The following is a 25,899-nucleotide window of genomic DNA, read 5'->3' on the forward strand; positions in this document are numbered from 1 at the left end:
TCAGCCCGCCTGACCGGTCAGCAAGCGGACCGCCCAGAGCAAAAACATGTCCAATAACCAGAGCAGGATACCCATCACGATGACCATCGCGAACACGATCAGCGTGGTCTGAATGGTCTCCTGCCGCGTCGGCCAGACGACCTTGCGGACCTCGGTCCGGGTCTCGACCAGATACCCCAGCAGCCGCCTGCCGACGGCGGTCTGCGCCATGATCGCCAGGGCCACACCGGCGGTGGCCAGCAGACCCAGCACTCGCAGCAGCAACGACGCCTCGGCGAAGTAATAGAAGGCCCCGACCGCACCGAGCAACAGCGCGATCGCCAGCGTCAACTTCACGGAGTCGAGTCTGGAACCCTGGGTTTCAGCCTTTGCGTTCATGCAATCCTGCCGCCGACAGCGGAGCCTTGCCCGCCAGCCGCGAAATAATGGCAGGCCAGGAGGGAATCGAACCCCCAACCTGCGGTTTTGGAGACCGCCGCTCTGCCAATTGAGCTACTGGCCTAAAACAAGGGGGCAGGCTGCCCTGCCCCCGCGTAACACCTGCTTACTCGATGATCTTGGAGACCACGCCGGCGCCGACGGTGCGGCCACCCTCGCGGATCGCGAAACGCAGTCCTTCTTCCATCGCAATCGGCGCAATCAGCGTCACCGTCATCTTCACGTTGTCGCCCGGCATCACCATCTCCACGCCTTCCGGCAGATCGCAGGCGCCCGTCACGTCCGTCGTCCGGAAGTAAAACTGCGGACGATAGCCATTGAAGAACGGCGTATGACGGCCACCCTCGTCCTTCGACAGCACATACACCTCGGCCTCGAACTTGGTGTGCGGCGTGATCGAGCCCGGCTGGCACAGCACCTGGCCGCGCTCCACCTCGTCACGCTTGGTACCGCGCAGCAGCACGCCCACGTTGTCGCCCGCCTCGCCTTCGTCCAGCAGCTTGCGGAACATCTCCACACCCGTCACCGTGGTCTTGCTCGTCTCGCGGATACCCACGATCTCCACTTCGTCGCCCACGTGCACCTTGCCACGCTCGATGCGACCCGTCACCACCGTGCCTCGACCCGAAATCGAGAACACGTCCTCGATCGGCATCAGGAACGGCTGGTCCACCGGACGCTCCGGCACCGGAATGTACTCGTCCATCGCATCCAGCAGCTTCTCGATCGACGGCACACCAATCTCCGAGGTGTCGCCTTCCAGCGCCTTCAGCGCCGAACCAATCACCACCGGAATGTCGTCACCAGGAAACTCGTACGAGCTCAGCAGATCGCGGACTTCCATCTCCACCAGCTCCAGCAGCTCCTCGTCGTCCACCTGGTCGGCCTTGTTCATGTACACCACGATGTACGGCACACCCACCTGACGCGCCAGCAGAATGTGCTCACGGGTCTGCGGCATCGGACCGTCCGCCGCGCTCACCACCAGGATCGCACCGTCCATCTGCGCCGCACCCGTGATCATGTTCTTCACATAGTCCGCGTGCCCGGGGCAGTCCACGTGCGCGTAGTGACGGTTCTCCGTCTCGTACTCCACGTGCGCCGTCGCGATCGTGATACCGCGCGCACGCTCCTCCGGCGCATTGTCGATCTGGTCGTACGCCTTGAACTCACCGCCCTGCTTCTCCGCCGCCACCTTCGTCAGCGCCGCCGTCAGCGTCGTCTTGCCATGGTCCACGTGACCAATGGTCCCCACGTTTACATGCGGCTTCGTTCGTTCAAATTTTTCCTTGGACATGGATGTTCTCCCCAGTCAGGTTTTCATCGACAATGCTGTTGAGCGCTACCACCAATAATCAAAGACAGGCGCCCCTTCCAACCCGGGGACGCCTGCCTCGCATATGGAGCCCATAACCGGATTTGAACCGGTGACCTCTTCCTTACCAAGGAAGTGCTCTACCGACTGAGCTATATGGGCCAGCAAAACCGTTCGGCTCGTAAATTTGGAGCGGGTGATGGGAATCGAACCCACGTATTCAGCTTGGAAGGCTGAAGTTCTACCATTGAACTACACCCGCCGAAAACACCGCCATTCCGCCCGGCCCCTCCGTCACCGGAGCCTGTCGCCGGCCGCCCGCCGCCATCGGCCAACGCCGAATCTCGTATCGAGCCGGCGGACCGCGGCATCCGCGCCGTCCGCCACCTTAATCTATAGTCGGCACCGCGCCCTGCGCGACGTTCAAAACCGCTCCCGCGGTTTTGTCGAACCTCTGATCGGCTCGAACCCTCCCCCCTGATTCAGAGCGGAGGCCCCTGGGTACCGTCACTGACAACGCGGTCCCGTTCCAACTTTGGTGGAGGGGGGAGGATGACTCCGGGCCTTACGCCCCTCCGCCCTCCGGGCCGTCGCGCCCTGCGCGACGTTCAAAACCGCTCCCGCGGTTTTGTCGAACCTCTGATCGGCTCGAACCCTCCCCCCTGATTCAGAGCGGAGGCCCCTGGGTACCGTCACTGACAACGCGGTCCCGTTCCAACTTTGGTGGAGGGGGGAGGATGACTCCGGGCCTTACGCCCCTCCGCCCTCCGGGCCGTCGCGCCTTGCGCGACGTTCAAAACCGCTCCCGCGGTTTTGTCGAACCTCTGATCGGTTCGAACCCTCCCCCCCTGATTCAGAGCGGAGGCCCCTGGGTACCGTCACTGACAACGCGGTCCCGTTCCAACTTTGGTGGAGGGGGGAGGATTCGAACCTCCGAAGGCGGAGCCAGCAGATTTACAGTCTGCCCCCTTTGGCCACTCGGGAACCCCTCCTCGTCGCCCCTGACCGCACTCCCCGAAGGAATGCCGGCCGAGCGAAGCAGCGTATTTTGGGTGAGGACCCGGCCACTGTCAACTCCCGCAAGGCTTTTTGCCGCAACCCCGGCCGGCGCCGTGACCGGGAACCGCGGGTCTGCTAGCATGCGCGCGTTCCCTGACCGGCCCCGGCATGCCGACCGCCACGCCGGGCGCGGCTTAGCAGCGGATTGCAAAGGACTTTTTCGGGGACACACGGCAGCACCGCGCTGCCGCCGCTTTTTTGAGGAGAACACAGCGATGAAGGTCACCATCTACGGTTCCGGCTACGTCGGTCTGGTCACCGGCGCCTGCCTCGCCGAGGTCGGCAACGAGGTGCTGTGCGTCGACGTCGATCCGCGCAAGATCGAGATGCTCAAGCGCGGCGAGGTACCGATCTATGAGCCGGGGCTCGACCGCCTGGTCACCGACAATGCCCGGGCCGGCCGCCTGGCCTTCACCCTCGATCCGGCCGAGGGCGTGGCCCACGGCCTGTTCCAGTTCATCGCCGTCGGCACTCCCCCGGACGAGGACGGCTCCGCCGACCTGCAGCACGTGCTGGCCGTGGCCCGCAGCATCGGCGAGCACATGGACGATTACCGGGTCATCGTCAACAAGTCGACGGTGCCCGTGGGCACGGCCGACCGGGTCCGCAGCCAGGTCGCCCAGAGCCTGGCGGCGCGCGGCACGGCCTGCGAGTTCGACGTGGTGTCCAACCCGGAATTCCTCAAGGAGGGCGCGGCCATCGACGACTTCATGCGCCCCGACCGGATCATCATCGGCACCGACAACCCCCGCACCACCGAGCTGCTGCGCGCCCTCTACGCCCCCTTCAACCGCAATCACGACCGGCTGCTGGCCATGGACATCCGCTCCGCGGAGCTGACCAAGTACGCGGCCAACGCCATGCTGGCCACCAAGATCAGCTTCATGAACGAGCTGTCCAACCTGGCCGAGCGGCTCGGCGCCGACATCGAGAACGTGCGCCTCGGCATCGGCTCCGACCCGCGCATCGGCTACCAGTTCATCTACCCCGGCGCCGGCTATGGCGGCTCCTGTTTTCCCAAGGACGTCAAGGCGCTGGAGCGCACTGCCGGCGAGATCGGCTACCAGGCGGAACTGCTGAGCGCGGTCGAACAGGTCAACGAGCGCCAGAAGCGGGTGCTGTTCGAGAAGATCCGCCACCATTTCGACGGGCAGCTGGAGGGGCGCAGCTTCGCCCTCTGGGGTCTGGCCTTCAAGCCCAACACGGACGACATGCGCGAGGCCTCCAGCCGGGTGCTGATGGAGGCCCTGTGGGCAGCCGGTGCCCGGGTGCGCGCCTATGACCCGGTGGCCGCCGAGGAATGCCGCCGTCTGTACGGGGAGCGCGATGACCTGGTGCTCTGCGAGTCCGCCAACCAGGCCCTGGAGGGCGCCGATGCCCTGGTGGTCATCACCGAGTGGACCGAGTTCCGCAGCCCGGATTTCGAACAGCTGCGCCAGACCCTGGGCGCTCCGCTGATCTTCGACGGACGCAATCTCTACGACCCCGCGCGACTCGCCGAGCTCGGCTTCCGCTACTATTCGATCGGCCGCCAGCCCAGCGGCCCCGCCGACTGAGGCCCGCTCCCGCCTTCCAGCAGCCGCATCCGGTAGGCGGGGGGCTCGCCCGCCCGGCGCTGGATCTCGCCCAGGCGGAGGCGGAAGGCGCCTGCCGCGCGGTCGGCGAAGTACAGCCGCAGGGTCGCCTTCACCACCGGGAAGGCCAGGCTGTCCCAGGGGATCTCCTCCTCGGCGAACAGGCCGACCTCCAGGCTCTCGCTGCCGGCCGAGAAGCCGCTCACCTCGAAGCGGGCCCGGAACAGCATGTACACCTGGTTGATGTGCGGCAGGTCGAAGAGCGTGTACAGATCCTCCACCCGGACCCGGGCATTGGCCTCCTCGCGTGTCTCGCGCTCCGCCGCCTGGCTGCTGGTCTCGCCGTTCTCCATGAACCCGGCGGGCAGCGTCCACAGGCCATGACGCGGCTCGATGGCCCGCCTGCAGAGCAGGATACGCCCCTGCTCCTCGACGATGCAGCCGGCGACGATGTTGGGATTCTGGTAGTGGATGGTGCGACAGCTGTCGCAGACATACCTGGGCCGGCTATCGCCGGCCGGCACCTGCAGGCTGACCGGTGCGGCACATTCGCTACAGTATTTCATGAGTCAGTCATAACCCGCATATTGCATGAAGGATTCGAGTTTCAGGGCGAATCTGGCCAAGCAGTTTGTTCGATCGACCGCCGAAGCATAGCCGTAGCTAGGGTTCAAGGGCGATCGGGCGAAATGCGACGCCAGATTTGGTCTGAACTCGAACAGGCACAAACTGTAGCAGGGCACAATTGCTCGCATAGGGAATCACTGCCTTGATATATACCGGAAAAATTACGCTTTCAAGGCCGCCTTCGTGCAATATGCGGGATAACCCCTTTCTGCGGGCGATGCAAAGTCCGGCAGCGTACAATGACCTCATGCCGTTCCTCCTGCTGTTGCTGTTGCTGCTGTTGCTACTGTTCGGCCCCCAACTCTGGGTGCGTGCCGTGCTGCGCCGCCATGGCGGCGAGCGGCCGGATTTCCCGGGGAGTGGCGGCGAATTCGCCCGCCATCTGCTCGACCGGCTGGGACTGGAAGGGGTGGCTGTCGAGCGCACGGAGCAGGGCGACCACTACGACCCTCGGCAGAAGGCGGTACGACTCAGCCCGGGGCACCACGACGGCCGTTCGCTGACCGCCGTGGTGATCGCCGCCCACGAGGTCGGCCACGCCCTGCAGGACGCCCAGGGTGATCCCCTGTTGCGCCTCCGCCAGCGGTTGATCGGACTGGCCCAGGCCGCCCAGCTGGCCGGCAACACCCTGCTGATCGGCATGCCCCTGGTGGCGGCGCTCGCCCAGACCCCTGCGGCCGGGACGCTGATGCTGCTGGCCGGGCTGGCCAGCCTCGGCTCCGCCGCCCTGGTGCATCTGGTCACCCTGCCGGTGGAGCTGGACGCCAGCTTCAACCGCGCCCTGCCCTTGCTGGAGGCGGGCCGTTACCTGCCGCCAGCCGACCGGCCGGCGGCGCGGCGCATCCTGCGCGCCGCGGCCCTCACCTATGTCGCGGCCTCACTGGCCGGGCTGCTCAACCTCTGGCGCTGGCTGCGGCGCTGACTCCGCCGCCGCTCAGTCTCCGGTGGCCGGCGTCTGCCGGCCCTCGCCGCGGTCCCGCTGCTGCAGCTCCGTCTCCAGGTCGGCCAGGCTGGTGTGACGCACATCCTTGCCCTTGACCAGATAGATGACGTATTCGCAGATGTTGCTGGCCCGGTCGCCGACCCGCTCCAGGGCGCGGGCCGCCCAGATGGCGTCCAGCACCCAGGGGATGCTGCGCGCGTCCTCCATCATCAGGGTGATCAGTTGACGCATCACGCCCTCGTATTCCCGGTCCACCTTGCGGTCGTCATGCCACACCCGCACCGCCAGCTCGGCATCCATGCGGGCAAAGGCATCCAGGGCCCCGTGCAGCATGTGCCGCACCAGCTCACCGAGATGTTCGATACGGCCGTGGAAGCGGTCGGCGATCTGACGGTCGCCGATGTGCTGGGCCATGCGGGCGATGCGTTCCGCCTCGTCGCCGATGCGTTCCAGGTCGGTGATGGTCTTGATCACCGCCATCACCAGGCGCAAATCGCTGGCCGCGGGCTGGCGGCGGGCCAGCACATAGTTGCACTCCTCGTCGATCTGCACCTCCAGGGCGTTGACCTTGTAGTCGTTGTTGACCACCACCTCGGCCAGCTGCTCGTCGCCCTCGACCAGCGCCTTGACCGCGTCGCTGACCTGCTGTTCGACCAGGCCGCCCATGGCCATGACCCGGTTGCGGATGTCCTCCAGCTCCTCGTTGTACTGGCGGGAGATGTGCTGCCCGATACTGGTGTTGTCCATTGCTGTTGTCCCTCGTGCCGCCCGCGCCGGCTCAGCCGTAGCGACCGGTGATGTAGTCTTCCGTCATCTTCTCGGCCGGATTGGTGAAGATGGTGTTGGTGTCCCCGAACTCGATCACCTCACCGATATACATGAAGGCAGTATAGTCCGAGACGCGCGCCGCCTGCTGCATATTGTGGGTGACGATGACGATGGTGTACTTCTCCTTCAGTTCGTAGATCAGCTCCTCGATCTTCAGCGTCGAGATCGGATCCAGCGCCGAGGCCGGCTCGTCGAGCAGCAGCACCTCGGGCTCGATGGCGATGGCACGGGCAATCACCAGTCGCTGCTGCTGGCCACCGGACAGGCCCATGGCGCTCTCGTGCAGCCGATCCTTGACCTCGTCCCACAGCGCCGCCCCGCGCAGCGACTTCTCCACCACCTCGTCCAGCACCCGTCGCTTGTTGATGCCCTGCAGGCGCAGGCCGTAGGCGACGTTCTCGTAGATGCTCTTGGGGAAGGGGTTTGGCTTCTGGAACACCATGCCCACACGGCGCCGCAGATCGGCCACGTCGACACGCTTGTCGAAGATGTTCTCCCCATCCAGCTCCACCCGACCCTCGATACGGCAGCCGTCGATCAGATCGTTCATGCGGTTGAAGCAGCGCAGCAGGGTCGACTTGCCACAGCCACTGGGACCGATGTAGGCCGTGACCCGCTGTCGCGGGATGCGCATGTTGATGTCCTTCAGCGCCTGTTTCTCGCCATAGAAGAGGCGCAGCCCCTTGACCTCGATACAGATATCCTCCTCTTCCAGGCTGAGGGTCTTCAGGCCGCCTTCGGCGAGGATGTCCGGATCCAGTGCGTGGGTCGCCACATGCTTGTCATTCATAAGATGTCACCATCGGCCGCGGCTGCGGCCATCAACCCTGGTCGAATGCCTTGTATTGTTCACGCAGGCGGTTGCGGATGGCAATGGCCGCCAGATTGAGCACCAGGATCACCAGTACCAGCAGCAGGGCCGTGGCGAAGACCAGCGGCCGGGCCGCCTCGACGTTGGGGCTCTGGAAGCCGACGTCGTAGATGTGGAAGCCAAGGTGCATGAACTTGCGTTCCAGGTGCAGGAAGGGATAGTTGCCGTCCAGCGGCAGGGAGGGGGCCAGCTTGACCACGCCGACCAGCATCAGCGGCGCCACCTCGCCGGCGGCGCGCGCCACGGCCAGGATCAGGCCGGTCATCATCGCCGGGCTGGCCATCGGCAGCACGGTGCGCCAGAGGGTCTCCGCCTTGGTGGCGCCCAGCGCCAGGCTGCCCTCGCGGATCGAGCGCGGAATCCGTGCCAGTCCCTCCTCGGTGGCGACGATCACTACCGGCAGGGTCAGCAGCGCCAGGGTCAGCGAGGCCCAGAACAGCCCGGGGGTGCCGAAGGTCGGCGCTGGCAGCGCCTCGGGGAAGAACAGCTGGTCGATGTTGCCACCGAGAAAATAGACGAAGAAGCCAAGGCCGAACACACCGTAGACGATGGAGGGCACGCCGGCGAGGTTGTTGACGGCGATACGCACCAGCCGGGTCAGCGGCCCCTGCTTGGCGTATTCACGCAGATAGACGGCGGCGATCACCCCCAGCGGGGTCACGAACACCGACATCAGCATCACCATCAGCACGGTGCCGAAGATCGCCGGAAAGATGCCGCCCTCGGTGTTGGCCTCGCGCGGCTCGTCGCTGACGAATTCCCACAGCTTGGCGATATAGTGGCCGATCTTGTCCAGCGGCCCCATGGCGTTCGGCCGGTAGACCCGCACCACCTTGGCCAGCGGCACCTCGACCAGCTCGCCGGTCATGATCTCGGCCCGGAAGCTGTCCCGTCCGATCTGCCGATACAGCTCGTTGAGCCTGTCCTGCAGCACCTGGTAGCGCTGTTCCAGGCGGGCCCGTTCAGCGGCGATCTGCTGGCGGTGCCGGGGGGTGTCCTCACCGTCCAGCTGATACCTGCGGGCCCGCAGTCGCAGCCGCTCCAGGCCATGGTTGATGACCCCGATGTCGTCCTTCTCGATGCGGCGGATCTGCTCGTGCAGCGCACGGACCACCTGCAAGCGCTCGTTCAGCGCCTCCCAGGCGGCCTCGCCCTCGGCCACCAGCTTGCCGGCCTCGCGCACTTCCTTCAGATAGCCGTAGAAATTGCCCCATTCGCGGCGCTCCACGGCCATCAGCGTCGGCGGCGTCCTGCGGGATTCGATGCGCGGCACCAGCACCCAGCGGAAGTCGAGACCGGTGAAGTCCCGATTGCCGATCTTCATCAGGATCCGCTCGACCAGCTCCGAATCACCGGCCAGCTGCACGCCGGCAGCCTCCAGATGAGCACGGGTGACCTCCTCCCGTTCGCTGAATTCGCCGATCAGCCGCACCAGACTGCCGTCGGCCTCACGGTACTGCAGCTCATGAAGATCGGCCGGCCAGAAATGACCCATGCCGCGCAGCATGATCAGGCCGAGCAAGCCGACGACCATGATCAGGCTGGCCGCCACCGCCGCCGCATTCAGCCAGATCCAGGGCGAACCGCTCGCAAACCACTTGCCGATCTCATGCTTCACTCGAACAGACTCCTAGCCCGGATATTGCGCCAAGGATTCGATTCTCAGGCCGGAGCTGGCAAAGCAGCTTGGCCGATCGCCCGCAGAAGCATAGCTGTAGCTATGGTTCAAGGGGGATCGACCAGGATGCGCAGCCAGATGCGTCCTGAAATCGAATAGGCACAACCTGTACCCCGCCAGGAGGGCCCATTTACGAGCCTCCCGACCTTGTATACCAGCCTGTACTCCAATCATACGGACCTCCTTGGTGCACTATCCGGGCTAGAGGCTGGCGTACTTGCCGCGCAGCCGCTGGCGCACCAGCTCGGCCAGGGTGTTGAACAGGAAGGTGAACAGGAACAGCACCAGGGCGGCCAGGAACAGCACCCGGAAGTGGGTGCTGGCCACCTCGGCCTCCGGCAGCTCGACGGCGATGTTGGCCGACAGGGTGCGCATGCCCTGGAAGATGCTCATGTCCATCACCGGCGTGTTGCCGGTGGCCATCAGCACGATCATGGTCTCCCCCACCGCGCGGCCGAGGCCGATCATCATCGCCGAAAAGATGCCGGGGCTGGCGGTGAGGATCACCACCCGGGTCAGGGTCTGCCAGGGCGTGGCGCCCAGCGCCAGCGAACCGCTGGTCAGGTGCTTGGGCACGTTGAAGATGGCATCCTCGGCGATGGAAAAGATGGTCGGGATCACGGCGAAGCCCATCGCCAGGCCGACCACGATGGAGTTGCGCTGATCGAAATCGATGCCGATCGACTTCAGCCACATACGCATGTCGCCGTCGAACAGCAGCAGTTCCAGCGGGTGGCTGAGGGCAAAGGAGGCCCAGCCCAGCAGGGCGACCACCGGAATCATCGGCAGGGCTTCCCAGCCGGCAGGGATGCGGTGGCGCAGCCGGTCCGGCAACCGGCTCCAGAGGAAACCGAACAGCAGCACACCCAGCGGCATGACCAGCAACAGGGCAAAGATACCCGGCAGGTAGTTCTCGATCAGCGGCGCCAGCCAGAGACCGGCCAGGAAACCGAGGATCACCGTCGGCAGGGCCTCCATGATCTCGATGGTCGGCTTGACCTTGCTGCGCATCCGCGGAGCCATGAAGTAGGCGGTATAGATGGCGCCGAGAATGGCCAGCGGGGCGCCGATCAACATGGCATAGAAGGCCGCCTTGAAGGTGCCGAAGGCCAGCGGGGTGAGGCTGAGCTTGGGCTCGAAGTCGTTACTGGCCGATGACGACTGCCAGATATAGGCCGGTTCCGGGTAGCTCTCGTACCACACCTTGCCCCACAGCGACGACCAGGACACCTCCGGGTACTCGTTGTCGACCCGCCACAGCTGCAGGCGCCCCGTGCCGTCCTCGGCCAGCAGGGCGTCGGCGCGCGGAGCGATGGCCAGCTGACGCAGCGCACCCTTGGCCAGCGGCACGCTGAACAGGGTGTTGTGGGCCGTGGTGTGATAGGCGGTGACCCGGCCCTCGGCATCGCCGGCGAGAAAGCCCTTGCGCGCATATTCCGGCGTGAGGTTGAGCACTGCGGCGCCGCTGCCGGCGAAGGAACGGATGCGCTGCAGCCGCTCCTGGTTCTGCGCATCGCGCACCGTGAACCACTGGTCGATGCGACCGCTGGAGGTACCGACCAGCAGGGAGATCCCCCCTGCCAGCAGCCGCAGCGCGGTCAGCTGCTCGCCGCCCTCGACCACCGGCAGCTGCTCGAGCAGCCGCGGCGCCTCCTTGTCACTGAGATCGAAACGGGCCAGCTCCCCGCTGCGGCGGGCGAGATAGAGCTGTGACTGTTCCGGATCCAGGAGCAGATAGTCCGACCGACCGATGGTGGCAGGGATCTCGCTGTGCGCCTCCACCAGTTCCATCTCTTCGCCGAGGAAGGACTCTTCCTGGCGCAGGTTGCTGAGCACGGTGCGCCCGTCGGCGGTCACCGCCACCAGGGTGGTGCCCTCCTCGCCCACCTGCACGGCCAGCCGCTGCAGGGGCTGGCCCTGGGGGTCGACCACCAGCGGGGTCTCGCCCAGCGGATACTGCAGCTCGGGGGTGATCAGCCGCCGGTCGTTGGGGAAGGTCACCCGATAGTCATGCCTGACCACCAGGGCACGGCCGTCCGCCAGGCCGTAGGCCAGGGTTCGGGTCGAGGGCTCGGCGACCGCGAAGCTGGTCACCGCCACGCCGGGCGGCAGAGGCAGCCGTTGGCTGGAGAGCAGCTGGCCGTCGGCCAGGCGCAGGAAGTCGACCTCGCCGTCGGCGCTGAAACGCACACCGATCTCGGCCTGCTCTTCCATGGCCAGCAGCAGAGTCGGGCGCTCGCTGCCCGGGACCGGGTAACTGGCCAGCGGCTCGGCGGTGGCGGGCCGCAGCAGGGGCACCACGACGTAGAGGAGATAGAAGAAGATCAGGGTGATGGCGATGATCACGCTCATCCCGCCGAGGCTCACGCTGCGCCGGGCCAGCACATCCTTGAGGCGACGCAGACGACGGCGGCGCAGACGAGTGGCTTCGGGGATCCGCTCCAGGATCGAGCCGGACTTGTCAGGCGGGCTGTTCATGGGCCGACAAGGATAAACATGGCATGTGACAGAATTGTTACAAACGCACCCTCGGCCTCGTTTTGTGGGGCGATCCGCCCCCTTTGCGGGATCACAGCCTGGAGGCCGCTCCTACAAGAGATTCCGCCTTGCCCCGCAGGAGCGGCGTCCACGCCGTGATTGCCGTCATGGCGGCAGAGAATCTTCTCTAGAAGCTACAGCCCGCACCGGTCAGGGAAGCTTCCGTGTCTTTCCGTGGCCATCGATATTTTCGTGGGTTTCGCGGGTTTCGTGGCCATCGTAGGTTCCACCTGACGACGGCGGGTGATGCCATCCCCGATCGCGGCCTGGAGGCCGCTCCCACGGGTCACGGCGGCACCATGGTAGGAGCGGCCTCCAGGCCGCGATTGGCGTGGTGTTATAATGGATGATCGACATCCACCACCACACCGGCCCCACGCCGACCCCAAACGGGACGCCGCCACAGAACAGCCACCCCATGGACACCACCGAACAACAAGACCTGAGCCGCCCCGAGCTCTACCTCAACCGGGAGCTGAGCCTGCTGCAGTTCAACCGACGCGTCCTGGAGCAGGCCCGCGACGACCGCACCCCGCTCCTCGAACGCCTCAAGTTCCTCTGCATCTCCAGCACCAACCTCGACGAATTCTTCGAGATCCGCGTCGCCGGCCTGAAACAGCAGGTCGCGCTGGGCACAGTGCCCAGTGGTTCCGACAACCTCACCCCGCAGCAGATCCTCGACCAGATCAGCCAGCAGGCGCACCAGCTGGTCGACGAGCAGTACCGGGTGCTGAACGCCGAGCTGATCCCGGCCCTGGAAGAGGAGAGCATCCGTTTCCTGCGCCGCGGCCAGTGGAGCGAGGCCCAGGCACAGTGGATCCGCGACTTCTTCGAGCGTGAGCTGTTGCCGGTGCTGAGCCCACTGGGACTGGACCCGGCCCACCCCTTCCCGCGGATCCTCAACAAGAGCCTGAACTTCATCGTCTCGCTGGAAGGCAAGGACGCCTTCGGCCGTTCCAGCGGCATCGCCATCGTTCAGGCACCGCGTTCGCTGCCACGGCTGATCCGGCTGCCGGCAGAGGAAACCGGCGCCGGCCCCTACGATTTCGTGTTTCTCTCGTCCGTCATCCACGCCTACGTCGACGACCTGTTTCCGGGCATGACCGTCACCGGCTGCTACCAGTTCCGGGTGACGCGCAACAGCGACCTGTTCGTCGACGAGGAGGAGATCGACGACCTGATGCGGGCCATGGAGGGCGAACTGCTATCGCGCCGCTACGGTGACGCGGTACGCCTGGAGGTGGCCGACAACTGTACGCCGGAGATGGCCAATTTCCTGCTCGACCAGTTCAACCTCGGCCAGGACGACCTCTACCAGGTCAACGGCCCGGTCAACCTCAACCGGCTGTTCGCCATCGCCGACCTGGTGGAACGCCCGGATCTCAAATACCCACCGTTCAAGCCGGCGCGCCCGCCGCAGCTGGCCCCGGAGGTCAACATCTTCGAGGCCATCCAGGCCCAGGAGATACTGCTCCATCACCCCTTCGAGTCCTTCGCCCCGGTGATCGACTTCGTACGCCAAGCCGCCAGCGACCCGCAGGTGCTGGCCATCAAGCAGACCCTCTACCGCACCGGCCCCGACTCGGCCATTGTCAACGCCCTGGTCGAGGCCGCCCGGGCCGGCAAGGAGGTGACGGTGGTGGTGGAACTGCGCGCCCGCTTCGACGAGGAGGCCAACATCCAGCTGGCCAACCGCCTGCAGGAGGCCGGCGCCCACGTGGTGTACGGCGTGGTCGGCTACAAGACCCACGCCAAGATGATCCTCATCACCCGCCGCGAGGGCCGCCGGCTGCGCCACTACGTGCACCTCGGCACCGGCAACTACCATGCGCGCACCGCCCGCCTCTACACCGACTACGGTTTCCTGACCTGCGACAAGGCGATCGGCGAGGACGTGCACCGCATCTTCCAGCAGCTCACCAGCCTGGGCAAGGTGAAGTCGCTGCGCAAGCTGCTGCAGTCGCCCTTCACCCTGCACAAGGCCCTGTTGAAGAAGATCGCCCGCGAGGCCGAGCACGCCCGGGCCGGCCGCCGGGCGCGGATCATCGCCAAGATGAACGCCCTGATCGAGCCGCAGGTGATCCGCGCCCTGTATGCCGCCTCCCAGGCCGGAGTGAAGATCGACCTCATCATCCGCGGCATCTGCTGTCTGCGCCCCGGCATCGCCGGGGTCTCGGACAACATCCAGGTGCGCTCGGTCGTCGGCCGCTTCCTGGAGCACACCCGGGTGTTCTACTTCCGCAACGGCGGCGAGGAGGAGATCTACCTGTCCAGCGCCGACTGGATGGACCGCAACTTCTTCCGCCGGGTGGAGACCGCCTTCCCCGTCGGGAATCCCAAGCTGCGTCGGCGGATCGTCAAGGAGGGGCTGGAACTCTATCTGCAGGACAACACCCAGGCCTGGCTGCTGAAGGCGGACGGCAGTTACCGCCGGCTGCACCCGACCCGCCGCCAGCCGCCCCGTTCGGCCCAGGCGACGCTGCTGGAACTGCGCGCCCATCCGGCCTGAGGCGGAACCGCTCAGCGGTAGTCGAGACGGAAGTCGATGCCCGCCAGGCGCTTGCGTTCCTGCTTGAGGTCGGCCCGGGTCAGGGGATGGGCATCGAGGTAACCCGGGGGGAATTCCAGCCATAGCCGCCCTGCCTCGGCCCGCACCCGGGGCCGCGGCGGCTCGTCCTCTGGCCGACCGCGCAGCAGCAGCACCGCCAGGCGCAGCAGGATGCACAGCCGGCGCGGCGCCTCCGCCCGGGGATCGGCCAGCGCCGGGCACTCGTCGCGGGGAAACTTGCGTCGGTGACCGCGCACCAGGGCTGCCAGCAGCGCCTGCTCGCTCATCGAGAAGCCGGGCATGTCCGAGTAGGCCACCAGATAGGCGCCATGCTTGTGGTACTGGCTGTGCGCCACCACCAGCCCCACCTCGTGCAGCTGCGCGGCCCAGTGCAGCCAGTGCCGCCACTGCAGCGGATCCAGCCCCCAGTCCCCGGCCAGGGCATCGAACAGGGCCAGCGCCAGGGCCTCGACCCGGCCGGCATGCGCCTGGTCCACCTGGAAACGCCGCGCCATGGCGAGGACGGTCGCCTCGCGGATGTCGCTGTGTTCGATCCGGCCCAGCAGGTCGTAGAGCAGCCCCTCGCGCAGGGCGCCGGGAGAGACCAGCATGCGCTCGATGCCCAGCGACTCGAAGGCGGCAAGCAGGATCGCCACCCCGCCGGGCAGAACCTGGCGCCGGTCCTCGACCAGGCCGGCCAGCCGCAGCGCATCGACATGGCCGGCCGCCAGCAGCGCCTTGCGCAGGTGCTTCAGACCCTCGGCGCTGATGCCGTCGTCCCAGCCCTCGGCACGGATGATCTCGCGCACCGCCTTGATGGTGCCGGAAGCGCCGATGGCCTTCGACCAGCCGAGGCGGCGGAAGCGGCGGCGCACCGTCTTCAGCTCCAGCTGGGCGGCCAGCACGGCCTCGCGCATCCGTTCCTTGCTGATCAGGCCATCGTCGAAGAAGCGCCGGCTCATGCCCACGCAGCCCATGTACAGACTCTCCAGATCCAGCGCCCGGAAGCCCTCGCCGACGATCAGTTCGGTACTGCCGCCGCCGATGTCCATCACCAGACGCTGCTCACCGTCGTCGGCGGCGATGCCGTGCGCCACCCCCTGGTAGATGAGGCGCGCCTCCTCGACGCCGGAGATGACCTCGATGGGATGCCCCAGCGCAGCCTGTGCCTCTTCCAGAAAGGCACCGTCACGGTTGGCGCGGCGCAGGGTGTTGGTACCGACGGCCCGCACGTTGGCCGAGGGCAGTTCGCGCAGCCTCTGGCCGAATCGCTCCAGGCAGGCCAGGGCCCGCTCCCGGGCAGCCGCGTCCAGGCGATGCTCGGCGTTCAGGCCGGCGGCCAGGCGCACCGGCTCCCGCAGCCGGTCGAGCACCTGCAACCGGCCGTCCTGGCGCTGGGCCACGATCATGTGGAAGCTGTTGGAGCCGAGATCGACGGCGGCGACGAACTGGGATGTGGCGGATTCTGGCACCGGCGGCACTTCGGATGGGCATGACTCGTGGCGAGATTCTGCCCCGGACTATACCAAGGCTGGAAGGTGACGCAACACGGGCGGCGTCTCCCCCGTGGCAGCAGCCGAAGAACTGGCTATCCTTAGTGGGACAGTGGAACGCGCAACCTGCTATAGCTGCGCGGGCTGCCGCGCGGTGGCGGGCCTCGCCCCACCCTGCTGATTGGCATCCAATTTGCTTGATTCAAGACGGCGCCCTGCGCCGACAATTTTCCAGCAGACGGAACTGCCAAGGAGGACACCATGGCTGTTGAACATCGATGGAGTGAACGCAAGCCGATCCAGATGGAGGTGGCCCTGCACTACCCGCCGGTCGGTACCCTGCGCTGCACCACCCGTGACGTCAGCCTGGAGGGCATGTTCGTCGCCACCGATGGCGTCGAACTGCCTCCGCAGGCCGAACTCGAGATCAGCTTCGTCACCGAGGACGCCGGCCACCGCCACGAACACCGCATGCCGGCCTACGTGGTGCACGGCAACGGCGACGGCGTCGGCCTGATGCTGCGTCACGTCGACTACCACGACTTCTACGCCCTGCGCCACCTGCTGTCATCGGCGGCCTGAGGCGGACATGAAAAGGCCCCGCTGCTGCGCAGCGGGGCCCGGACTTTTCCCTCGGCAGGCCAGGCTGCTTTGCCAGCTCCGCCCTGAGCATCGAATCCTTGGTGCAATAGCCGGGCTAGCCAGTCCCGCAGGCGTGGGCAGCCGGCCGCGGCAAATGGGGCGGGCGATGCCCGCCCGATCGCGGCCTGGAGGCCGCTCCTACCAGAGTGCCGCCATGCCCCGTAGGAGCGGCCTCCAGGCCGCGATCCCCGGCGGGTCCAGCCACGCCATCATCCGGGGCCGGATGCAATATCCGGGCTAGCAGCCTGTCGGACTTAGGCGATCGTAGCGAGCAGGGTGGGAGAACGAGAACGAATCTTCACGATTTCGAGGCGCATAGTGAGCACTACGCAACGAGAAATCGGGGAGATTCGGGCCGCTCTCCCACCCGCGCAGTAGATCAGTCCTGAGTCCGACAGGCTGCTAGCTAGCCCGCACATAGCACGAAGGCGGCCTTGCATGCGTAATTTTTCCGGTATTCATCAAGGCAGTAATTCCCTGTGCCCTGTTACGGTTTGTGCCCATTCGAGTTCAGACCAAATCTGGCGTCGCATTCTGCCCGATCGCCCTTGAACCCTAGCTACGGCGATGCTTCGGCGGGCGATCGAACAGACTGCTTGGCCAGATTCGCCCTGAAACTCGAATCCTTCGCGCAATATGCAGGCTAGAACACGTACTGCCCCTGGATGAACAGTTCATCCTCGTCACTGCCCTTGACGCCCTTCAGGTTCTCACCCATGCGATAGCTGATCTGCAGCTTGACGTCATGCTTGTGCAGGAACCAGTTGGCACCGATCGAGCTGCGGGTCCAGGCATCGGCATAGTTGTCTGCATCCTGCGACTGGTAGCCTGCAACCAGCTCGACCCCGATGGGCATGAACAGGTAACCGCCCTCGATGGACCAATTCTCCAGGTCGGTGCTGCCGTTGCGGAACATGCCGCCGGTGAAGGCCGCATCCACGGTATCCACGCTGAACCTGTTGTACTCGGCATCGACCGAGAAGCCCTGGCTGCGGAAGGCGGCACTGATCTCAAAGCCGGTGACACGGTCGATGTCCGCCTTGCTGGTGCTGGTGGAACTGCCGGCCGTGGTGTAGCTGTTGTTGTCGTCGTCGTTGTTCCAGACAAAGGCAGCCACACCGATGGTTGCCTTTGTCTCGCCCTTGAAGTCACCCTGGGAGAACTTGGTGTAACCGAAGGGATGGAAGTCGACCCGGCCGCCGTAGATCCAGCCCTCGTTGAAATCGCTGTTGCGATTGACCGGCGTGTCGAAGTCCAGCTTGCCGGCATCGGGATCGATGGCGGCAGAGGCAAAGGATGCGCCCCAGGTCAGGGTCTTGTCCGCATTATGACCCGTGAGGTGCACACCGACGTTGCGGTCCGGCGTGCCGTAGTCATGGTCACCCACGAAGCTGCGTTCGACCAGCTGCTGGTATTTGGACGAGGTCAGGAACTCGCGGGAGAAGGGGAAGTTGGCATTGCCCAGCGTCAGCTTCATGTTGTCGAAGCCCTTGTACTGAAAATAGGCATCCTTGATGGCGACCTCGTTGTCGTCCACGGCCTTGCCCAGATCGAACTGGAACTTGCCCTTCCAGTCCTTGTGCAGGCTGCCCTCGATATAGGGACGCAGGCGACGGAAGAACACCTCGTCGGTTGTGCTACCGCTGTCGGGATCGGCCTGATGGTACTGCAACTGGATGCGGCCGCCCAGCTTCACGTACTTCTCGTCCTTCTTGTAGACGGTGATGCCACCGGCTGCAGCCGAACCCGCCAGGGTTCCGGCCAGGATGACAGAAATGCACTGGGCAAGGGTGTGCGTGCGCATGCGTCGATCTCCTCTCGTGTAGTCAGCATGTAAGACAGGAGCAGTCTAGGCAGTGCAGGTGACGCCCTGGTGACGATCGCATGAAGCCGCGGTGACGTTATGATGAAGACTGGATGACAAACCGCCGCTGTCGCACGAACAAAAAACCCCCGCCGGGGCGGGGGTCCGATGCGCGCCGTCTGAGCAGCGACGATCCGTCGGGCGGACAGCTTACTGCAGCTTGGCCAGTTCCTTCCTGGCCACAGTGGCAGGCAGGGGAATGTAGCCGTCCTTGACCACCACCCGCTGACCGATCTTCGACAGCACCAGCTTGAGGAACTCGCGCTCCAGCGGCGGCAGCGGCCTGTTCGGGTGCTTGTTGACATAGATGTAGAGGAAGCGTGCCAGCGGGTATTTTCCCTTGATGGCATTGTCCGGGGTGGCCTCGACGAGGGGCTGACCGGCCTTCTTGGCCAGCGGCACGGCACGCACGCCGGAGGTCTTGTAACCGATGCCGGAATAGCCGATGCCGTTCAGGGAGGAGGACACCGACTGGACCACGGAGGCCGAACCCGGCTGCTCGTTGACGTTGTTCTTGTAGTCACCCTTGCACAGCGCCTTCTTCTTGAAGTAGCCATAGGTGCCGGACACCGAGTTGCGGCCATAGAGCTGGATCGGCCGTGCCGCCCAGGAGCCGCCCAGGCCGACCTGGCCCCAGGTGGTGATGTCTTGCGGATAACCGCACTTGCGAGTCGAGGAGAAGATGGCATCGACCTGGGGGATGGTCAGCCCCTTGACCGGGTTGTCCTTGTGCACGAATACCGCCAGGGCATCGATGGCGACCCGGATCGGGGTCGGCTTGTAACCGTACTTGCGCTCGAAGGCCGCAACCTCCTTGTCCTTCATCTTGCGGCTCATCGGCCCCAGATTGGAGGTACCCTCGGTCAGCGCCGGCGGCGCGGTGGAGGAACCGGCCGCCTGGATCTGGATGTTGACGTTCGGGTAGACACGCTTGAACTCCTCTGCCCAGAGCGTCATCAGATTGGCCAGGGTATCGGAACCCACGCTGGACAGGTTGCCGGACACGCCGCTGCTGCGCGTGTAGTCCGGAAGACTGGCGTCCACCGCGGCGGCTGCCATTGCCGGCTGGGTGGCCAGCAGGCCGGCGCCGGCCAGGCCCAGGGCGGCGATCAATGTCTTGCTCGGTGTCATCGAGTCGTCTCCTCTCTATCGAATCGTGTTTGCAAATGTCATCACGGCGCCGATTCTGCACGCCACCAATGACAGGAACATGAAGCAAAGATTACAGTTGTATGACAGGCCGCCGCCGCGGGGCAGCGGCTACTCGGCCGCGCGCGCCTGACCGGCGACGCGCACCACCCGGCCGGCCGGGAAGCGGGCACTGAAGGTGCTGCCCTTCCCCGGCTCACTCTGGATGCCCAGCTCGCCCTGGTGGCGCAGCAGCACGTGCTTGACGATCGCCAACCCCAGGCCGGTGCCGCCGCTCTGCCGCGAGCGGCCGACGTCGATGCGGTAGAAGCGCTCGGTGAGACGCGGGATGTGCTGCGGGGCGATGCCGATGCCGGTGTCGCTCACCGCGCACACCGCCTGGCCCCCTTCCTGGTACCAGCGCACCCGGATGCGGCCGCCGGCCGGGGTGTAGCGCACCGCATTGAAGATCAGGTTGGAGAACAGGCTGCGCAGCTCGTGGTCGTTGCCGCGCAGCCACAGCTCGGGGTCCGCCTCCAGCAGCACCTCATGCCGCTTGTCGTCACTGAGGCGGCGGGCATCGTCGCAGATCACCGCCAGCATGGCCGGCACGCTGACCGGCTCCTGCCCGCCCTGGCCGCTGTCGGTCTCCAGGCGCGACAGCATCAACAGATCCTCCACGATGCGCTGCATGCGCTCGGTCTGCTGACGGAGCACCGGCAGGGCATGCCGCCAGTCGCCGTCCGCCTCCTCCGCGTCGCCGTCGAGCGTCTCCAGGTAGCCGGCCAGCACGGTCAGCGGGGTACGCAGCTCGTGGGAGACATTGGCGACGAAGTCCCGTCGCATCTGCTCCAGGCGCTGGATGCGGCTGATGTCGCGCGCGATCAGCAACCGCTGGTTGTTGCCGTAGGGCACGATGCGTATCGAGAGACCGACATGCTCGTCGGCCGGCGAGGGCATCTCCAGGGGCTGGGCATAGTCACCACGGGCGAGGTATTCGACGAAGGCGGGATGGCGCAGCAGGTTGCTGATCCGCTGTCCGGTGTCACGCGGGTAACTGAGGCCGAGCAGCCGTTCCGCCGCCTGGTTCCACCACTCGATCTCGTCACCCGGGGTCAGCACCACGGTGGCGTCAGGCATGGCGGCGGTCGCCTGCTGGAAGCGGTTCAGCATGCTACCCAGCTTGCGCTTGCGCTGGCGGTTGCGCTGCTGGAGACGGTAGATCTGCTGGAAGACCTCATCCCAGATGCCGGAGGATTCCGGGGGATGAAAGCGCCGTCCGACGCGCAGCCACTCGACCAGCCGGGCCAGGTTGCGCAGATGCCAGCCAAGGTAAGCGGAAACGGCCAGCAGCAGCCACAGCCAGGGCTGGCCGAACACCAGCCCCAGCAGCAGGGCGACAGCAGCGATGATGCCCGCGCGCCACAGCTCGTCAATCCAGGGATTGGACAAGTTTCAGACCCTATGTTGCCTGGAGGATTCAGCGCCGGGGAAGCTCCCGCTCCTTGGCGCCGGCAGCCTGCTAACCCGGATATTGCACCAAGGCGGCCCGCATGATCGGAGTGCGGACTGACATACAAGGCCGGGAGGCTCGCAAATGGTTCCTCACTGCGGGATACAGTTTGTGCCTATTCGATCTCAGAACGCATCTGGCTGCGCATCCTGGCCGATCGCCCTTGAACCATAGCTACGGCTATGCTTCCGCGGACGATCGGCCAACCTGCTTTGCCAGCTCCGCCCTGAGAATCGAATCCTTGGTGCAATATCCGGGCTAGTCCCGGGTCGAGAAACGGTAGCCGGCACCACGCACGGTCTGGATCAGACGGTCATGGCCCTCGGCCTGCAGCGCCTTGCGCAACCTGCGGATATGGACATCCACGGTCCGTTCCTCGACGTAAACGTTACGCCCCCAGACACTGTCGAGCAAGCGGCTGCGGCTGAACACCCGCTCCGGATGGGTCATGAAGAAGTGCAGCAGGCGGAACTCGGTGGGCCCCATCTCCAGCGGCTTGCCGTGGGCGCTCACCCGATGGCCGAGCGGGTCCAGTACCAGGCCCTCGAACTCGATCGGCTGCTCGCCGGCCTCCCCGGCCACGCGGCGCAGCACCGCCTTGATGCGGGCCACCAGTTCACGCGGCGAGAAGGGCTTGGTCACATAGTCGTCGGCGCCCGCCTCCAGACCACGGACCTTGTCCTCCTCCTCGCCGCGCGCGGTGAGCATGATGATCGGCACGCCGGCGGTCAGCTCGTCCTTCTTCAAGCGCCGCGCCAGCTCGATGCCGCTCATGTCGGGCAACATCCAGTCGAGCAGCACCAGATCGGGCTGGCGGTCGGCCACCGCCACCTGCGCCTCGCTGGCGTTCTCCGCCTCGAGATGCGCAAAACCGGCGCGGTCCAGCGCGAAGCCGACCATCTCGCGGATGGCCGGCTCGTCCTCGACGATCAATATGGTTGTCTCGCTCATGGCTATCATGGTCCTGTCATAGACCCCGCCATTAGATCGCGCCAATATTACAGCGTCATGACAGCGGACCCCGGACATGCCAGGCGCTCGCCCCCGCAACCCGTTGACACTACCCCTGGTCGATATTCCGGCACAGCCCCCGCAGCACCATGTCGGTGAAGCTGACGATGCCGATCACCCGCCCCTGCTCCAGCACCGGCGCCCGGGACAGCTCGAAACGCTCGAACAGCCGCGCACAGTAACGGATGTCCATCTCCGGGTCGACCGAGATCACCGGCTTGGCCATGATCTCGTAGACGTTGACCCGCTCCGGAGCCCGGTCCTTGGCCAGCACGTGGCGGGCGATGTCGGAGATCAGCACCATGCCGTACTCGTCGTTCTCGTGCCGCTTGTCGACAATCAGCGCCTTGGTCTCGACATGCTGCATGGTGCGCAACGCATCGGCCACCGTGGTCATGCCGTCGATCAGATCGAACTGCGGCTTCATCACCTCGCGTACCCGTATCAATTGCCGCTGGCTCATAGCTTCTCCTCCACGACCTCGGTCAGACTGCGTATCTGATGTGACACCCCGACGGCGTCCTCCACGTCGAGCTGGAAGGCGATACCGGTGCCGGGCTTCTGGTCGAACTCGCCGACCCGGGCGACCTTTTCCAGGATGCTGCGGCTGAGGTGTTCCTCGACCAGAAACAGCAACACGTCACGCTGGGTCTCCAGGCTGAGCCCGAGGAAGGTGCGCGGCTTCTCCAGGCCCTCGCCGCGGGCATTGCTGATCACCGTGGCTCCGGTGGCGCCCGCCTGGCGCGCCGCGTCCAGTACCGCATCGGTCTTGTGATCCTCGACCAGGCTGATTATCAGTTTGAAGTGCATATCGGCATCCTCGCAAGGAGGCCGGGGCAACCCGGCCGTTTATTATTAACCCGGCATCACTAGTGTCCGGAAAAACCGTTCTTCTTTGTCGCTAACTCATTGTTAATACGAGAGTAATATGCCATTTTCGCCTGTCACCGACTTGAACTGGCCATTGGGCCAGGGGCACGCTTTAGCCCGGTATCCCGGGTCGGAGCGGTCAAGTCATGTACACAGGCAAACTCGTGTTCGCACAGGCGATGGATCATCTGCCTTTGCACACCCTTCGGCGCTGCATCCAGCGCTACAACGGCAACCGCCACGTAAAACGCTTCAGCTGCCAGGATCAGTACCGGTGCATGGCCTTCGCACAACTCACCTACCGGGAGAGCCTGCGCGATATAGAGGCCTGCCTCAATGCCCAAAGCAACAAGCTCTACCACATGGGTATTCGCTCTCGCGTAGCCCGCAGTACCCTGGCCGAGGCCAACGAAAAACGCGACTGGCGGATCTACGCAGACTTTGCCCAGTCGCTGATCCAAATCGCACGACGGCTTTATGCCGACGAGGAACTCGGGCTCGAACTCGACAACACGGTCTACGCGCTCGACGCCACCACCATCGACCTTTGCCTGTCGGTCTTTCCCTGGGCTCGCTTCCGGCGAACCAGGGCGGCTGTCAAGCTGCATACCCTGCTCGATCTACGAGGCAATATCCCCTCGTTTATCCATATCTCCGATGGAAAACTCCACGATGTCAACGTGTTCGACCTGCTATTGCCAGAGCCCGGAGCCTTCTACGTCATGGACCGCGGCTATACAGACTTCGAGCGTCTCCATCAGCTCCACCATGCGTCGGCTTTTTTCGTCATTCGCGCCAAGTCCAACCTGAAATTCCGTCGGATCTACTCTCATCCCGTGGACAAGAACTCCGGCCTGCGTTGCGACCAAACCGTAGCGCTGACCGGGTTCTATACCGCCCAGTACTATCCCGACCGACTACGCCGGATCAAATATTACGATGCCGAGACCGACAAGCGGTTGGTCTTTCTGACCAACAACTTCAGCATTCCGGCGATCACTATCACCGAGCTTTATCGCTATCGCTGGCAGGTGGAGCTGTTCTTCAAATGGATCAAGCAGCACCTGCGAATCAAGTCGTTTTTCGGTACCTCGGAGAATGCCGTCAAGACTCAGGTCTGGATCGCCGTCTCCGTCTATGTGCTGGTCGCCATCATCAAGAAGCGTCTCAATATCCAGGCCAGCCTCTACTCGATACTACAGATTCTGAGTGTGACCGCTTTCGAAACAACATCAATAGATCAACTACTTACAAGATGCGACCAAGCAATAAGCGATGCAAATTTCAGTAACCAGTTGAATCTATTTGACTAATATTCCGGACACTAGTGACCCGGCATATTTGGTTGCCGGGTTAATTTAATAATCCTCGTCCCGCTGACGGTGATTGCGCCGCGCCCACCAGCTGCTCGCCTGGGCATAGCCCATGACGCTCATGATCGGGAACAGGCTGGCGAATGCGATCAACCCGAAGCCATCCAGCATCGGACTGCGGCCGGGCACCGAGCCGGCCAGGCCCAGGCCCAGGGCCGCGACCAGGGGCACGGTCACCGTGGAGGTGGTAACCCCACCGGAATCGTAGGCCAGGGGCACGATCATCCGCGGCGCGTAGGCGGTCTGGACGATCACCACCACGTAGCCGGCGATGATGAAGTAGTGCAGCGGCAGACCGGTGACGATGCGGAAGGTGCCGAGCGAGATGCCCACCGCCACCCCCAGTGCCACCGCCACCCGCAGACCCCAGACGCTGATCGAGCCGGCCGAGACCTCGCTGGCCTTCATCGCCACGGCGATCAACGATGGCTCGGCGATGGTGGTGGAGAAGCCGATGGCGAAGGCGAAGGCATAGGTCCAGGCATAGTCCTGCCAGGCGACACCCTCCGCCAGCCGCGCCCCGTCGGCGAACAGGAAGGTCGGGTGAGCGAGCTGTTCGGCCATCAGCCTGCCGATCGGGAACAGGGCCTGCTCCAGGCCTTCGAGAAACAGGGCCAGCCCCAGCAACACATAGACGAAGCCGAGCAGCACCCGCCGCAGGTGGGGAATCGGCCGGCGCAGCACCAGCAGCTGGAAACCGAACAGCACCACCGCGATCGGCAGCACATCACGCAGCGTCTGCAGCAGCACCCCCAGCAGGCCGTGGACTTCCATCATCCGATCAGCATCCCGTAGGCCATGACAAAGATCATCGGAGTCAGCGAGGCGAAGGCGATCAACCCGAAACCGTCGATCATCGGATTGCGTCCCTTGATCGACATCGCCAGCCCCACGCCCAGCGCGGTGACCAGGGGCACGGTGATGGTCGAGGTGGTCACCCCGCCCGAATCATAGGCAATGCCGATGATCGACTTCGGCGCAAAGGCAGTCATCAGCACCACCCCCGCATAGCCGCCCATGATCAGATAGTGCAACGGCCAGCCACGCACGATGCGCAACACGCCGAGCAGGATGGCCACGCCGACCGATACCGCCACCGTCAGCCGCAGGCCGAGCGCATAGTCGTGGCGGGCCTGCGGCAGGTCCTCGATCATGCCGCCCTCGGCGGCCACCACCGCCGCCTCCTCGGCCACCGCGATCAGCGCCGGCTCTGCCACCGTGGTGCCGAACCCCAGGGCAAAGGCGAACAGCAGCAGCCAACCGAGACTCCCCTTGCGGGCGAAGGCATAGGCCATGCTCTCGCCGATCGGAAACAGCCCCAGATCCAGGCCGCGGATGAACAGGGTCAGGCCGATCAGCACCAGCAGCGCCCCGCCCAGCAGCCGCCCCAGATCGGGGATCGGCTGCTGCAGCACCACCAGCTGAAAGAAGGCAATGACCAGAAAGATGGGGGCCAGGTCCCGCAGGCTGTCGCCCATGACCCGCACGAAGGCCAGCAGCTGCTTCCTCATCATCACCCTCTTGCCAGGGAACCGGTCGCTGGCGCCTACCATACCGTGCCACGCTGCGCGGATACAATCCCGGGC

At 65.1% G+C, this 25,899-nt stretch carries 21 protein-coding genes, 4 tRNA genes and 2 other RNA genes; 5 read left to right on the top strand and 22 right to left on the bottom strand.

All coding sequences use genetic code 11. From position 1 onward, the window contains the following. From secE to QVG61_RS11240, 8 genes are all read right to left on the bottom strand, one after another. The gene (gene secE, locus QVG61_RS11205) at positions 1-378 is read right to left on the bottom strand and encodes a preprotein translocase subunit SecE (protein ID WP_289930732.1); all 378 of its coding nucleotides are present in this window, start codon (positions 376-378) and stop codon (positions 1-3) included. 48 nt (positions 379-426) lie between these two features. Further along, positions 427-502: transfer RNA gene (locus QVG61_RS11210), tRNA-Trp, on the bottom strand. A 42-nt stretch (positions 503-544) separates the two neighbouring features. After that, a complete protein-coding gene (tuf, locus tag QVG61_RS11215; RefSeq protein ID WP_289930717.1) occupies positions 545-1,735 on the bottom strand; it encodes an elongation factor Tu in 1,191 nt (396 codons plus the stop codon). A gap of 104 nt (positions 1,736-1,839) precedes the next feature. Continuing rightward, positions 1,840-1,915, bottom strand: a tRNA-Thr gene (locus tag QVG61_RS11220). A gap of 26 nt (positions 1,916-1,941) precedes the next feature. Continuing rightward, positions 1,942-2,015 (bottom strand) — tRNA-Gly (locus QVG61_RS11225). 274 nt (positions 2,016-2,289) lie between these two features. After that, positions 2,290-2,428, bottom strand: a non-coding RNA gene (locus tag QVG61_RS11230) — RtT sRNA. A gap of 46 nt (positions 2,429-2,474) precedes the next feature. Then, a non-coding RNA gene (locus QVG61_RS11235) (RtT sRNA) lies at positions 2,475-2,613 on the bottom strand. Positions 2,614-2,660: 47 nt separating this feature from the next. Further along, positions 2,661-2,745, bottom strand: a tRNA-Tyr gene (locus QVG61_RS11240). Positions 2,746-3,027: 282 nt separating this feature from the next. Between QVG61_RS11240 and QVG61_RS11245 the strand changes: the two genes are divergently transcribed. Further along, positions 3,028-4,368 (top strand): UDP-glucose/GDP-mannose dehydrogenase family protein, encoded by a 1,341-nt coding sequence (locus QVG61_RS11245; protein ID WP_289930733.1) that lies wholly within the window; start codon positions 3,028-3,030, stop codon positions 4,366-4,368. Here the strand turns inward: QVG61_RS11245 and QVG61_RS11250 are convergent. Then, complete coding sequence (locus tag QVG61_RS11250) at positions 4,329-4,952, bottom strand: NUDIX hydrolase (protein WP_289930734.1); 624 nt, start codon at positions 4,950-4,952, stop codon at positions 4,329-4,331. The genes QVG61_RS11245 and QVG61_RS11250 overlap by 40 nt on opposite strands. Before the next feature lie 308 nt (positions 4,953-5,260). On the opposite strand from QVG61_RS11250, the gene QVG61_RS11255 reads away from it, so the two are divergent. Next, positions 5,261-5,935: a zinc metallopeptidase gene (locus QVG61_RS11255; RefSeq protein ID WP_289930735.1), complete on the top strand. Its 675-nt coding sequence runs from the start codon at positions 5,261-5,263 to the stop codon at positions 5,933-5,935. Positions 5,936-5,947: 12 nt separating this feature from the next. On the opposite strand, the gene phoU is transcribed toward QVG61_RS11255, so the two are convergent. From phoU to QVG61_RS11275, 4 genes are all read right to left on the bottom strand, one after another. Continuing rightward, positions 5,948-6,703 (bottom strand): phosphate signaling complex protein PhoU, encoded by a 756-nt coding sequence (gene phoU / locus QVG61_RS11260; protein ID WP_289930736.1) that lies wholly within the window; start codon positions 6,701-6,703, stop codon positions 5,948-5,950. A 31-nt stretch (positions 6,704-6,734) separates the two neighbouring features. Further along, positions 6,735-7,574, bottom strand: a complete 840-nt coding sequence (gene pstB / locus QVG61_RS11265) for a phosphate ABC transporter ATP-binding protein PstB (protein ID WP_289930737.1) — start codon at positions 7,572-7,574, stop codon at positions 6,735-6,737. 31 nt (positions 7,575-7,605) lie between these two features. Continuing rightward, a complete protein-coding gene (gene pstA / locus QVG61_RS11270) occupies positions 7,606-9,261 on the bottom strand; it encodes a phosphate ABC transporter permease PstA (RefSeq protein WP_289932772.1) in 1,656 nt (551 codons plus the stop codon). A 273-nt stretch (positions 9,262-9,534) separates the two neighbouring features. Beyond that, positions 9,535-11,811: an ABC transporter permease subunit gene (locus QVG61_RS11275; protein ID WP_289930738.1), complete on the bottom strand. Its 2,277-nt coding sequence runs from the start codon at positions 11,809-11,811 to the stop codon at positions 9,535-9,537. Between the two features lie 478 nt (positions 11,812-12,289). On the opposite strand from QVG61_RS11275, the gene ppk1 reads away from it, so the two are divergent. Continuing rightward, positions 12,290-14,380, top strand: a complete 2,091-nt coding sequence (gene ppk1, locus QVG61_RS11280; protein ID WP_289932773.1) for a polyphosphate kinase 1 — start codon at positions 12,290-12,292, stop codon at positions 14,378-14,380. A gap of 11 nt (positions 14,381-14,391) precedes the next feature. Here the strand turns inward: ppk1 and ppx are convergent, their stop codons facing one another. Continuing rightward, entirely contained in the window at positions 14,392-15,891 is a 1,500-nt protein-coding gene (ppx, locus tag QVG61_RS11285) for an exopolyphosphatase (RefSeq protein WP_354671162.1), read from the bottom strand. A 282-nt stretch (positions 15,892-16,173) separates the two neighbouring features. Between ppx and QVG61_RS11290 the strand changes: the two genes are divergently transcribed. Continuing rightward, positions 16,174-16,494: a PilZ domain-containing protein gene (locus QVG61_RS11290; RefSeq protein ID WP_289930739.1), complete on the top strand. Its 321-nt coding sequence runs from the start codon at positions 16,174-16,176 to the stop codon at positions 16,492-16,494. 703 nt (positions 16,495-17,197) lie between these two features. Here the strand turns inward: QVG61_RS11290 and QVG61_RS11295 are convergent. From QVG61_RS11295 to QVG61_RS11320, 6 genes are all read right to left on the bottom strand, one after another. Next, on the bottom strand, positions 17,198-18,358 hold the full coding sequence (locus QVG61_RS11295; RefSeq protein WP_289930740.1) for a porin: 1,161 nt from the start codon (positions 18,356-18,358) through the stop codon (positions 17,198-17,200). Positions 18,359-18,568: 210 nt separating this feature from the next. Continuing rightward, a complete protein-coding gene (locus QVG61_RS11300; protein WP_289930741.1) occupies positions 18,569-19,549 on the bottom strand; it encodes a phosphate ABC transporter substrate-binding protein PstS family protein in 981 nt (326 codons plus the stop codon). A gap of 129 nt (positions 19,550-19,678) precedes the next feature. After that, the gene (gene phoR / locus QVG61_RS11305) at positions 19,679-20,998 is read right to left on the bottom strand and encodes a phosphate regulon sensor histidine kinase PhoR (protein ID WP_289930742.1); all 1,320 of its coding nucleotides are present in this window, start codon (positions 20,996-20,998) and stop codon (positions 19,679-19,681) included. Between the two features lie 319 nt (positions 20,999-21,317). Next, positions 21,318-22,010, bottom strand: coding sequence for a phosphate regulon transcriptional regulator PhoB (gene phoB / locus QVG61_RS11310; RefSeq protein ID WP_289930743.1), 693 nt, complete (start codon positions 22,008-22,010; stop codon positions 21,318-21,320). A gap of 109 nt (positions 22,011-22,119) precedes the next feature. After that, complete coding sequence (locus QVG61_RS11315) at positions 22,120-22,533, bottom strand: CBS domain-containing protein (protein ID WP_289930744.1); 414 nt, start codon at positions 22,531-22,533, stop codon at positions 22,120-22,122. Continuing rightward, positions 22,530-22,880 (bottom strand): P-II family nitrogen regulator, encoded by a 351-nt coding sequence (locus QVG61_RS11320; RefSeq protein ID WP_289930745.1) that lies wholly within the window; start codon positions 22,878-22,880, stop codon positions 22,530-22,532. Before QVG61_RS11320 ends, QVG61_RS11315 begins: the two co-directional genes overlap by 4 nt. A gap of 206 nt (positions 22,881-23,086) precedes the next feature. On the opposite strand from QVG61_RS11320, the gene QVG61_RS11325 reads away from it, so the two are divergent. Continuing rightward, on the top strand, positions 23,087-24,253 hold the full coding sequence (locus tag QVG61_RS11325) for an IS4 family transposase (RefSeq protein WP_289930013.1): 1,167 nt from the start codon (positions 23,087-23,089) through the stop codon (positions 24,251-24,253). Between the two features lie 45 nt (positions 24,254-24,298). Here QVG61_RS11325 and QVG61_RS13665 read toward each other — a convergent pair whose 3' ends face one another. Together QVG61_RS13665 and QVG61_RS13670 are read right to left on the bottom strand one after the other, a co-directional pair. Beyond that, a complete protein-coding gene (locus tag QVG61_RS13665; RefSeq protein ID WP_354671163.1) occupies positions 24,299-25,090 on the bottom strand; it encodes a DUF1538 domain-containing protein in 792 nt (263 codons plus the stop codon). After that, a complete protein-coding gene (locus QVG61_RS13670; protein ID WP_354671164.1) occupies positions 25,087-25,827 on the bottom strand; it encodes a DUF1538 domain-containing protein in 741 nt (246 codons plus the stop codon). The genes QVG61_RS13665 and QVG61_RS13670 overlap by 4 nt, the downstream gene beginning before the upstream one ends. Between the last annotated feature and the right edge of the window lie 72 nt (positions 25,828-25,899).

Origin of the sequence: Thiohalobacter sp. IOR34 (assembly GCF_030406045.1) — a bacterium.
In the GTDB taxonomy this organism is placed as follows: Bacteria; Pseudomonadota; Gammaproteobacteria; order Thiohalobacterales; family Thiohalobacteraceae.